The following is a 10,582-nucleotide window of genomic DNA, read 5'->3' on the forward strand; positions in this document are numbered from 1 at the left end:
GCCGCCGCGACTTGACAGCCGCAGCCCGGTTTGATGAAAAATATACTGATACATTTCTTAAATTTGTATGTAGTCGCGAAAGACACTTTGGCATCTGCCTTATCTCAAGGCTTTGATACCGGAATTTCAACAAATATACATCCCCAGGTAGATTTTAAATTGGATGCTCTTTTAACGCGTCTGAGCGAGCAGGGAAAGAAGCAGCGGCGCAAACCCGTTCATCGGACGCTCGGCGGCCTCTGGGCCGGGGCGCAAACCCGCGGAAAACCCGGCCTGCCGGAAGCGCTCGACCAGCGCCGCATCGCGGCTAACGATGTGGACCGGCACGGCGCGGGAGGCTTGCGGGCCGGTGACGATGGCGGCCGGCTGATGATCGCCGAGGATGATGAAAAGCCCGTCGCCGGCCGAGCGCGCCAGATATTCCGACAGTATCTCCAGAGTATAATCGATGGTTTTTATGTAATGCCGCCGCACATTGTCGGGATCGGCCCAGACGACGGCCGGCGGTTCGCCGCTTGTCGCCTGGGCGGCGAATATCGTTCCGTCGCCGATCGCCTCCCAGGCGACGGGCTCGGGCACCGGCGTCCAGGGCGCATGGCTGGAGATCAGGGCGATTTCGGCCATCACCGGCCGGCCGCCGACCCGCGCCGGCGCGCGCGCCAACCGCTCGAAGGCGGAAAGCGTATATTGATCCGGCATGGTGATCCAGTTGAAGGGTTTGCCGCGATAGCCGAGATCGGCGGCGGCGAGGATGCGCTGATAGCCGTACCAGCGGGCGTCCGGCCAATCCAGCGTAACCGCCGGCATGACGGCGAGGCTTTGCCAGCCGGCCTGCGCGAACCGGCGGTTGAGGCTTGGCACACGGCTTTGCATCAGCCGGTCGTAGCGCGCCTGGCTGTCGATCCACAGGCCGGAGAGCGTCGTGGCATGGGCAAGCCAGCTGAGACCGCCGACGGTCGGCGATGTCAACCAGCCGCTCGCCGCCGTCAGGCCGGCGCCGTCGATCTTACGCTGCATGGCCGAAAGACGCGGCCCGCTGACCGGCGCATAACGCGGATCCTCGATGGCGCTGCGCCCATAGGATTCGACGAAGATGACCACCACATCGCGCCCGGCGACGGCGGCGAAATCCGCCGGCCCGCTCGTCCCGGTCGCCGCCGCCAGTTCGCTTTCGAAGCGGCGCATGTCGGCGAAGGAGGTGACGATCAGCGCCACCCGGCGCAGGAGATATGGCCCGGCCTTCGCCTCCACCGGCAAGGCGGCCGGCAGGAGCGATAGTCCGACTTCGATGATCGCAAGGAGGGAAAAGAAGGCGACCGCCTTGCGCCGCCGGGATTCGGCAAGCCGCGCCAGACGCCGGGCGGCCTTGTAGAAACCGCCGATCAACAGCGCGAGAGCCAGCAACAGCGCCAGCGCCGCAACCAGGATGAGCGGCCGCCCGGCCGAGCGGGCGAGCAGATCCCAGCCGTCGCGCAGCATTTTCAGGTCGAGATAGGGGTTGAACACCCGCTGGAACGCCGCCTGCGTGCCGATATCGGCGATCTTCAGCAGAAGGATGACGGCGATGCACAGGCTGAAAACCACGCAGAGCAGGCGCGCCACCGGTTTCGGCGCCAACAGGAGGACCAGCGCCGCCAGCGGTATTTCCAGCGGCAGCGGCAGGAAGGCCATGGACGTGACGGCATCGGGATGGCCCGGCAGGTCGAGAACCGCATGCGCTATGACGACGAAAACGATTACCGCCGCCGGTGCGCTCCAGCCGCGCCGCACGCCTGTCGATCCTTGCGCCATTGCTGTGGTCACGGCCCGCCTCCCGATCCGAGGAAGACTAGCCGACTTCTTGCCGCCGACGAAGCAGATAAAGACAATCCGCGCCGAAGGAAAAGATCAGCGCCGCCAGCGCCAGCGCGGCGATGGCATCCGATAGCGGCGAGGTCACCGCCGGCAGCATGAGCGCCAGCAGCGCGACCACCTGCAGGACGCAGATCAGCTTGCGTCGGAAGGAGGGCGGCAACGGCGCCTTGAGGCGCGGCACAAGCCACTGGCCGGCGATGAAGGCATACCGCATCAGCCCGATCGCCAGGATCCATGGGCCTGCCTTGTTCAGCGTCACGGCGGCCAGCGACAGCACGAGGATCAGGAAGGCGTCGGTTTCCATGTCGAACCGTGCCCCGAAATCGGAGACCTCGCCGAAACGCCGGGCGAGAAACCCGTCCAGCCCATCCAGCACCAGCGCCACCGTTGCGAGCCCGATCAGGAATATCACCAGCGGCCCGTTGCGCAAAAAACCATCGGCGCAGAGCGCGATGGCACCGGCCAGGCAGGCAAGGGCGGCGCGCGCCGCCGTGACCGTATTGGCATAACCGAAACGCGGATGCGGATAGCCGGACAGCCCCCGCATCGCCAGACGATAGAAGGCCGCAAGACAGGCCAGGGCCAGGAGCGGCACCTGCGGCTCGAGCCCGAGAATCAAGGCGGCCGGCATATAGAGGCCGGCCGAAGCGAGGAAAAGGCCGAAAAGGGCTGACGGCGCATTGCCGTGCGGAATGGACGCGGCCGGGCGGGCCAGCCGCCGCTCCCATCCGTCCCGCACATTCGCCATGGCCGGCCTCCCTGTCGCCTATTGCGTCCGCCGCAAGCTTTGCAGATCCATCATATGGCCGGCGCGCAGGGTTTTCGTGCGCAGGTAATCGGCGTTTTCCGCCGTGACGCGGCCGGTCACCGGGTTGCGGGCATCGACGGCGATGCCGCCGGCGCGCAAAGCGGCGATCTTGGTGGGATTGTTGGTGTAGACGACGACGCTTTCGATGCCGAGCAGTCCGAGGATCGCGACTGCCGCCTCGTAGCGGCGATGATCGGCCTTGAGGCCAAGCTCGGCATCGGCATCGATGGTGTCGAGCCCCTCGTTCTGATAGCCGTAAGCGCGCATCTTGGCGCCGATGCCGGTGCCGCGCCCCTCCTGATCGAGATAGAGCAGCACGCCGCCGCCGGCCTGGTGCAGCAGCTTCAAGCCGTTGCGCAGCTGGTCGCCGCAATCGCATTTCAGCGAGCCGCAGAGATCGCCGGTCAGGCACGAGGAATGGATGCGCACCGGCACCGGCTTGCCCGCATCCGGCTTGCCGACGACAATGGCAACCTGATCCTTCTGCGCCAGCCCGCCGCGAAACACCACGAAATCGGCCAAGCCCAGATCCTTGAGAGGCACCGGCGTGCGCGCCACGATTTCGAAATGCTGGCGGCTCGGCTGCGCGCCCTTCAAATGCACGGCATCGAGGCAGTGACAGGCGGCAAACAGCCCTTCCCGCCCGGTGATCTCGGCTGCGACCATGGCAGGCAGCAGCAGCGCGATGCGCGCCAGCTCCGCTGACAGCGCGAGCAGCGGATCGGCTGCCTGCCAGATCGTCGGCGGTTCCGGCTGCAAGGCATAGGCAAGGGTCGAGGCCTCTTCGAACGACAGCCCGCGCAGGGGCGTGGTGACGTCGCGGCCTTCGCCGATGCCGAGGCTGAGCGCACGCGGGGCTGTCAACAGCAGGCTATGCTCCATGCCGACCACGTCGGCGAAGCGATCATAGAGGCCGGGAGCGACGCAATCGAGGGCGAGCACGGCCAGATGCCGCGCGCCCTCGCGCACCAGCACCGGGCGGCCGAAGCGTAGTTCCGCCACCGCGCGCTCCACATCCATGGCCGGCGTCAGCCGATCGAAGGCAAACAGGTCGCTGGATGACATCAAACCTCCTGAGGGCGTAAACGCCCCGCATAGCATCAAGAATTCAACATAGGGTGAAATCTGACGAATTTCAGTGGGGGGCCTCAAGAAACCGCCGATGGCACGGGGATTGAAAGCGGCGGCTATTTTTCTAGTTTGACGGGGATGACAGCAGGAGAACCGGGGCGGCGCGGATGCAGGAACGGATAGTCGTAAGCGAAGGCCCTGACGAGACGCTGGCCCTGTGGCTGCCCGCCGCCGGCCAGGCGGAACTGCGGGCCGAGCCGCTGCCGCCTCCCGCCCCCGGCGCGGTGACGGTGCGGATGCTCTATAGCGGCATCAGCCGCGGCACGGAGGCGCTGGTTTTCTCCGGCCGCGTGCCGGACAGCGAACGGGAACGGATGCGCGGGCCGCATATGGGCGGCAGCTTCGCCTTTCCGGTAAAATACGGCTATTGCGCCGTCGGCGAGATCGAGGATGGGCCGCGCGCCGGCGAAAAAATCGCCTGCCTGCATCCGCATCAGGCGCGGTTCACTGTGCCCGAAAGCGAGGCGATCGCTTTGCCGGACGGGGTGCCGCCCGGCCGCGCCGTGCTGGCCGCCAATATGGAAACGGCGCTCAACGTCGTCTGGGATGCGGCGATCCTGCCGGGCGACCGCGTCTGCGTGTTTGGCGCGGGTGTCGTCGGCGCGCTGGTCGCGCATATCGCCGCCGCCATTCCCGGAACCGAACTCGTGCTGGTCGATATCGACCCGCGCCGGCAGGCGCTGGCGGATGCCCTCGGCCTTGCCTTCAGCGAAGCGGACCGGCTTGCCGGCAGCTTCGACGTGCTGGTCAATGCCTCCGCCTCCGGGGCGGCGCTGACCCAGGCCATCGACCATGCCGGCATGGAGGCGCGCATCGTCGAAGCAAGCTGGTATGGCGACCGGCCGGTGACCCTGCCGCTCGGCGGCGCCTTTCATGCCCGGCGCCTGTCGCTTGTCGCCTCCCAGGTCGGCGCGCTGCCGCCGGCGCGTCGCTCACGCTGGGATTTTTCGCGCCGCTTCGCCAAGGCGCTGGAATTCCTGCGAGACGACCGCCTGGAGGCGCTGATCTCAGGCGAGACGGCGTTCGGCGACCTTGGTCGCGCCTATGCCGGCATCCTCACCGACCCAACCACCCTCTGTCACCGTATCGTTTATTGAAGGATATCAGATGTTTGCCATCGAAGTTCGCGACCATGTGATGATCGCCCACAGCTTGGCGCGCCCCGTCTTCGGCCCGGCCCAGGCTCTGCACGGCGCCACTTTCGTCGTCGACGCCGCCTTCTTTACCCGCGATCTCGACGAGAACGGACTGGCCGTGGATATCGGGCTGGCGACATCGGTGCTGGCGGACGTGCTGAAGCCGCTGAATTATCAAAATCTCGACGATATCGATGTCTTCCGCGACAAGGTGACGACGACGGAGGTGCTGGCGAAGCACATTTTCGACGGACTGGCCGAAGCCGTCACCGCGAACCGGCTGGGGCCGGGAAGCGGCCGCATCTGCCGGCTGCGGGTGACGCTGCATGAATCGCATGTGGCGCGCGGCTGGTATGAGGCCGATCTGTGAAGCGGGCCGTCACCTTCGCCTTTCCCGGACTGCTCGATCTCAACACCGGCGGTTATGCCTATGACCGCCGCCTCATCGACGGGCTTCGCGCCCTCGGTTTCACCGTCGATCTTCTGGCACTGGGCGAAGGATTTCCTTCACCGGATGCCAAGGCTCTGGCTGGCGCGGAAGCGCGCCTTTCGGCCTTGCCGAAGGATAGCCTGCTGTTGATCGACGGTCTCGCCTTCGGCGTGCTCGATGCGTGGGCGGAGCGCGAGGCGATGCGGCTGCGGATCGTGGCGTTGGTGCATCATCCGCTGGCGCTGGAAACCGGCCTTTCCGAAAGGGCGCGGGCGCGGCTGCGGCAGAGCGAAACACGGGCGCTCGCCGCCACCCGCCATGTCGTCGTGACCTCGCCGATGACAGCGCGCACACTCGCCGAAGACTACGGCGTCGCGCCCGAAACCATCACGGTGGCGCTGCCGGGGACCGATCCGGCGCCGATCGCCACCGGCGGCAAACGCCCCCCGCATATCGTCTCGATCGGGACGCTGACGCGGCGCAAGGGGCATGACATCCTGCTGGCCGCGTTGAAGCGCATCGAGACGCTGGACTGGCGGGCGACCATCGTCGGCAGCCGCGATCTCGACCCCGCGACCGCCGGGAGCTTGCTGGCACAGGCGGCCGAGCTTGGGCTCTTGCAACGGGTGGTGTTTACCGGCGAATGCCCGGACACGCGGGCGATTCTGGCCACCGGCGATGTCTTCGCGCTGGCCAGCCGCTACGAGGGTTACGGCATGGTGTTCGCCGAGGCGCTTTCACAGGGCCTGCCGATCGTCGCCTGCGCAGCCGGCGCGGTGCCGGAGGTGGTGCCGGAAACGGCCGGCATTCTCGTGCCCGTGGACGAAACGCAAGCCTTCGCCGCCGCCCTCGCCCGCCTGCTGACCGACCCGGCCGAGCGCCAGACCCGTGCGGCCGCCGCCCTCGAAGCCGGCCGCGCCCTGCCCGGCTGGCCCGAGACGGCGCGCCGCGTCGCCGCCGTTCTGGAGAATGTGACGTGAGCGGCTTTTCGGCATCCTGGCTGGATCTGCGCGAACCGGCCGACCGGGCGGCGCGGGATGCGACGCTGGTCAAGCAACTAACCGCCCATTTCGAAGCAAGGGGCGGCGTTGCAGGGCTTCTCGATATCGGCTGCGGCAGCGGCTCGACATGGCGTTGCCTCGCCCCGCATTTGCCGCCACAAGCGCATTGGACGCTGCTGGACCACGATGCAGCCCTGCTGGCCGAGGCCGAGCGGCGGATCGGCAAGGCCACCACCTTTCGCAAGCAGGATCTCGCCGATATCGAGGCCCTGCCCCTTGATGGCGTCGATATCGTGACGGCTTCGGCGCTGTTCGATCTCTGCTCGCAGGCTTTTTGCGAACGCCTGCTGCGCCGCCTTGCCGCAAATCGCTGCGGGCTCTATGCGGCGCTGACCTATGACGGACGCATCGACTGGAGCCGGCCGCATCCGCGCGATGCGCAGGCGGTCGCCGATTTCAACCGGCACCAGACAGGCGACAAGGGGTTTGGCCCGGCGCTGGGGCCAAGGGCGGCGGAAGTTCTGGCGCACCTGGCGCAGGAAAACGGCTTTGCCGTGCAGGTGGCGGCCAGCCCGTGGCGCATGGGGCTGGAAGAGGCCGCACTGCAACAGGCTTTTATAGAAGGGTTTCGCCGGCCGCTTCTTGAAATCGGCACGCTCGCGGCCGATGAGATCGAGCAATGGCTGGCCTTCCGGCAGGCGCAGATCGCCCTGCCCGGCAGCCTATGCGTGGTCGGTCATGCGGATCTTCTCGCCGTGCCGGCCTGAGGCGGTGGATTTCAATCGACAGTCGAAGAGAATATCGCTGCCGAGGCAATAGACCTCCGTCTGCGGCCGGTAGGCGGCGGTCAGGCGATCGATTGGCGGCAGGCTGAGGCCCGATGGCCCGGAGCCGATGATCAGCGGCGCCACCGCCACATGCAGATGATCGACCAGCCCGGCATCGATGAAGCGGGCGATGGTGCGCGCCCCGCCTTCGACCAGGATACGGTTCAGCCCCCGCGCGGCAAGGGCGGCAAGAATATCTTGCGGATCGATGCCGGTCGCCCCGCAGTCCAGCCGGACGATCTCGGCGCCGGGACAGGATTTGCGCGGCGCATCTCGGCCGCGGATGACGATGACGGGTGCTCCGCCATCATGAAACAGCCCCTCCTCGCCGGAGAGATCGGCGCGGCAATCGATGACCACCCTGACCGGACAAGGGCCGTCGACGGCACGCACCGACAGGCGCGGATTGTCGAGCCGTACCGTCTCGACGCCGATGATCACGGCCTCGACCAGCGCCCGGCAGCGATGCAGATGCGCAATCCCGTCGGGACCGGAAATATCGCGGGCATCCCCCTTCGGCGTGGCGATGCGCCCGTCCAGCGATTGCCCGACCTGGGCCAGCACGAAATCGCCGGGCGCCGAGGCGATCGGCCCGTAGAGCGCCATGGCGGCGGCGTCGGGCGCGGCCATCGGCCGCCGGCGGCTGCGGATGTCGAGCAGCCGCGTCCAGATCTCATCCGTCATCGTCACGTTGCGCATCGATCGTCCTGAAGCGGAAGGCGTGTTTGCCCGATCCTTGTTGAGTTAGGACCGATCCGCAATCCGGCCATGTCCGGGCGGGCGGAATCTTGCCGCCGGGCAAGAAAAAGCCGCCGGGACAAACCCCGGCGGCCTGTCATTCCGTCTCTCCGGCTCAGGCGGCGGCGGAAACGAACTTGGCGACCAGATAGGCTTCGATGGCAGCCGAGCCGCCTTCATCGCCATAGCCGGAATCCTTGATGCCGCCGAAGGGCACTTCCGGCAAGGCGAGGCCGAGATGGTTGATTGTCGTCATGCCGGCTTCGACACGGGTGCCGATGGCATGGACATTGGCCTGCGACGCGGTGAAGGCATAGGAGGCAAGGCCGAACGGCAGGCGGTTTGCTTCGGCAATCGCGGCTTCCAGATCGGCGATCGGGTTGATGATCGCCACGGGACCGAAGGGCTCCTCGTTCATGATGCGGGCCGAGACCGGCACGTTGGTCAGCACGGTCGGCTCGAAGAAGTTGCCGCTGTTGCCGATGCGGCGGCCGCCGGTCGCCAGCGTCGCGCCGTGATCGACGGCGTCGGCGATCAGCGATTCCAGCGCGGGGATGCGGCGTTCGTTGGCCAGCGGGCCCATGGTGTTCTGCGGGTCGAGGCCGTTGCCGACCTTGATCGCCTTGGCGGCATCGACGAATTTTCCGACAAAGCCGTCGAAGGCCGGTTCTTCCACGAGGAAGCGCGTCGGCGAGACGCAGACCTGGCCGGCATTGCGGAACTTCGAGAAGGCCAGCGTCTTGGCGGCCTTGTCGACATCCGTATCGGCCATGACGATGGCCGGCGCATGGCCGCCGAGTTCCATGGTCGAGCGCTTCATGTGCAGGCCGGCGAGCGAGGCGAGCTGCTTGCCGACCGGGGTAGAGCCGGTGAAGGTGATCTTGCGGATTACCGGATGGGCAATCAGGTATTCGGAAATCTGCGACGGCACGCCATAAACGAGGCCGATGACCCCGGCCGGCACGCCGGCATCGGCGAAGGCGCGGATCAGTTCGGCCGGCGAGGCCGGGGTTTCCTCAGGCGCCTTGACGATGATCGAGCAGCCGGCGGCAAGAGCGGCGGACAGCTTGCGCACCACCTGGTTGATCGGGAAGTTCCACGGCGTGAACGCTGCGACCGGCCCGACCGGCAGCTTGACCGTGATCTGCGAGACGTTCGGCTGGCGGGCGGGAATGACCTGACCATAGGTACGGCGCGCTTCCTGCGCGAACCATTCGATGATGTCGGCTGCGGCCATCACTTCGCCGGCGGCTTCCACCAGCGGCTTGCCCTGCTCACGGGTCATGATCCAGGCGATCTTGTCTTTGCGCTCGCGCAAGATGGCGGCGGCGGCATAGAGAATGCGGGCGCGCTCGAAAGCAGAGGTTTCGCTCCACTTGGCGAAACCGGATTGCGTTGCGGCCAGCGCCTTGTCGAGATCGGCGATGCCGGCCTTGGCGATCTTGCCGATGGTTTCACCGGTTGCCGGGTCGCTGACGGGAATGGTCTCGCCGCTGGCCGCGTCCTGCCATGTGCCGTCGATGAAAAGCTGGGTGTCGGGGTAGGAATAGCCTGCCATGCTCAATGCTCCGCTGTCGTCGCGCCGCGAAGCGATGCCGCGGCAGCCTTGAATCGGTCTGTTTGTGTCGAGAGGCGGCCTTGCGGCCACGCGTTCCGATGCCGCCGCAAGGAAGGTGGGCGACGGGCATTTATATAAGCGCGCGTTCGGTGCAGTCAAAGTCACAATTCCCGGAAATCGTCGGTTCCGTCCGTTTAAATTGCCTGTTTGCGACCTTTGCGCGTGGCCAGCGCTCTTTTCCAACCTGCCGCGCACCGGTCTCGAATGCATCGATGTCGCGGCGTATGGGAAAACGGCTGGATCCTCGGCAGTATCTGTGGGACACAGCGGCGAGATCCTTGTTTCCGGAGAGTCGTGAGATGCGCGACCGCTCGAATGACGTCCGTCTGCCGCTGATCTTGCCGGTGCCCGGCTGGACAAATCCGCGAGCAGCGGCCGGGCGGGAAGAGGATGCCGCCTTCGCGCCGGGCACGACGCTGTCGCGCTGGGCGAGCCGTCGCTTTTTCGAGCGGCTGGAGGAGTTCGGGGCCGTGCGCGAACTCTCCGGCCGCACGACATTCCGCATTTATGGCTTGTAAAACAATGAATCGTGGTTAACCGGTTAGCCGCGGCTAACTCGGGCTTTAAGACTCCTGTGAGGAATCTTAAGGAGCGGTAAAAACCGCTTGCTGTGCCTTGAGAATCGGCGCTTAACTTTCACCTGCGGTAATTAGCGAATTCATCGTCAAAAACCGCAGATATCGAATTTGGGCAATGTGACCGATTCAGGCAATGTGAGATGACGAGCGCAACCGAGAAAAAAATGGCCATGCCGGGACCGGACCTCAGGGGTCTGATCCAGAGCCATTCCGCGTCGCTCTCCAGCCAGCTTCAGGCCCACCACCTCACGACCTTTCCGCCGCATTCCGACAAGGTGATCCGCAGCTTTTCGCCGGCCGAGACGGCCAGGCTGGTCGGCATTGCCGAGGGTTATCTAAGGCAGGTGGCGGCGGAAATGCCGCAGCTTTCCGCCAGCAGCCGGGGCGGTCGCCGTGCCTATAGCGTCGAAGACATCAGCGAATTGCGCAAGCATCTCGACCAGGGCAGCCGTGGTGCGCGC

Annotated in this window: 9 protein-coding genes and 2 pseudogenes; 6 read left to right on the forward strand and 5 right to left on the reverse strand. The window is 66.1% G+C overall.

Translation table 11 applies throughout. The features are described 5' to 3' along the window. Positions 1 to 171 precede the first annotated feature (171 nt). Genes P7F60_RS17165 through ribA form a run of 3 tightly spaced genes read right to left on the reverse strand, consistent with a single transcriptional unit; the run spans position 172 to position 3,727 of the window. The gene (locus tag P7F60_RS17165; RefSeq protein ID WP_277918969.1) at positions 172 to 1,803 is read right to left on the reverse strand and encodes a sulfatase; all 1,632 of its coding nucleotides are present in this window, start codon (positions 1,801 to 1,803) and stop codon (positions 172 to 174) included. 25 nt (positions 1,804 to 1,828) lie between these two features. Further along, a complete protein-coding gene (locus P7F60_RS17170; RefSeq protein ID WP_277918970.1) occupies positions 1,829 to 2,602 on the reverse strand; it encodes a CDP-alcohol phosphatidyltransferase family protein in 774 nt (257 codons plus the stop codon). An 18-nt stretch (positions 2,603 to 2,620) separates the two neighbouring features. Continuing rightward, positions 2,621 to 3,727 (reverse strand): GTP cyclohydrolase II RibA, encoded by a 1,107-nt coding sequence (gene ribA, locus P7F60_RS17175; RefSeq protein WP_277918971.1) that lies wholly within the window; start codon positions 3,725 to 3,727, stop codon positions 2,621 to 2,623. 173 nt (positions 3,728 to 3,900) lie between these two features. On the opposite strand from ribA, the gene P7F60_RS17180 reads away from it, so the two are divergent. The 4 genes from P7F60_RS17180 to P7F60_RS17195 are packed head-to-tail and all read left to right on the forward strand — an operon-like array spanning position 3,901 to position 7,127. Continuing rightward, positions 3,901 to 4,890 (forward strand): zinc-binding alcohol dehydrogenase, encoded by a 990-nt coding sequence (locus tag P7F60_RS17180; RefSeq protein ID WP_277918972.1) that lies wholly within the window; start codon positions 3,901 to 3,903, stop codon positions 4,888 to 4,890. A 10-nt stretch (positions 4,891 to 4,900) separates the two neighbouring features. Beyond that, entirely contained in the window at positions 4,901 to 5,299 is a 399-nt protein-coding gene (locus P7F60_RS17185; RefSeq protein WP_277918973.1) for a 6-carboxytetrahydropterin synthase, read from the forward strand. Next, positions 5,296 to 6,339, forward strand: coding sequence for a glycosyltransferase family 4 protein (locus P7F60_RS17190; RefSeq protein ID WP_277918974.1), 1,044 nt, complete (start codon positions 5,296 to 5,298; stop codon positions 6,337 to 6,339). The genes P7F60_RS17185 and P7F60_RS17190 overlap by 4 nt, the downstream gene beginning before the upstream one ends. Further along, positions 6,336 to 7,127 carry a class I SAM-dependent methyltransferase gene (locus P7F60_RS17195; protein ID WP_277918975.1) on the forward strand — a complete coding sequence of 264 codons (792 nt, stop codon included), beginning with the start codon at positions 6,336 to 6,338 and terminating at the stop codon, positions 7,125 to 7,127. The genes P7F60_RS17190 and P7F60_RS17195 overlap by 4 nt, the downstream gene beginning before the upstream one ends. On the opposite strand, the gene P7F60_RS17200 is transcribed toward P7F60_RS17195, so the two are convergent. Together P7F60_RS17200 and P7F60_RS17205 are read right to left on the reverse strand one after the other, a co-directional pair. Further along, positions 7,083 to 7,886, reverse strand: coding sequence for a RibD family protein (locus tag P7F60_RS17200; RefSeq protein ID WP_277918976.1), 804 nt, complete (start codon positions 7,884 to 7,886; stop codon positions 7,083 to 7,085). The two genes, P7F60_RS17195 and P7F60_RS17200, sit on opposite strands and share 45 nt — an antisense overlap. Before the next feature lie 154 nt (positions 7,887 to 8,040). After that, positions 8,041 to 9,483: an NAD-dependent succinate-semialdehyde dehydrogenase gene (locus tag P7F60_RS17205; RefSeq protein WP_277918977.1), complete on the reverse strand. Its 1,443-nt coding sequence runs from the start codon at positions 9,481 to 9,483 to the stop codon at positions 8,041 to 8,043. A gap of 443 nt (positions 9,484 to 9,926) precedes the next feature. Here P7F60_RS17205 and P7F60_RS17210 point away from each other — a divergent pair. Together P7F60_RS17210 and P7F60_RS17215 are read left to right on the forward strand one after the other, a co-directional pair. After that, positions 9,927 to 10,061: pseudogene (locus P7F60_RS17210) on the forward strand (DUF1403 family protein); the annotation flags it as partial. A 230-nt stretch (positions 10,062 to 10,291) separates the two neighbouring features. Further along, positions 10,292 to 10,582, forward strand: a pseudogene (locus P7F60_RS17215) (plasmid partitioning protein RepA); the annotation flags it as partial.

The organism is Rhizobium sp. YJ-22 (genome assembly GCF_029601685.1).
In the GTDB taxonomy this organism is placed as follows: domain Bacteria; phylum Pseudomonadota; class Alphaproteobacteria; order Rhizobiales; family Rhizobiaceae; genus Metarhizobium.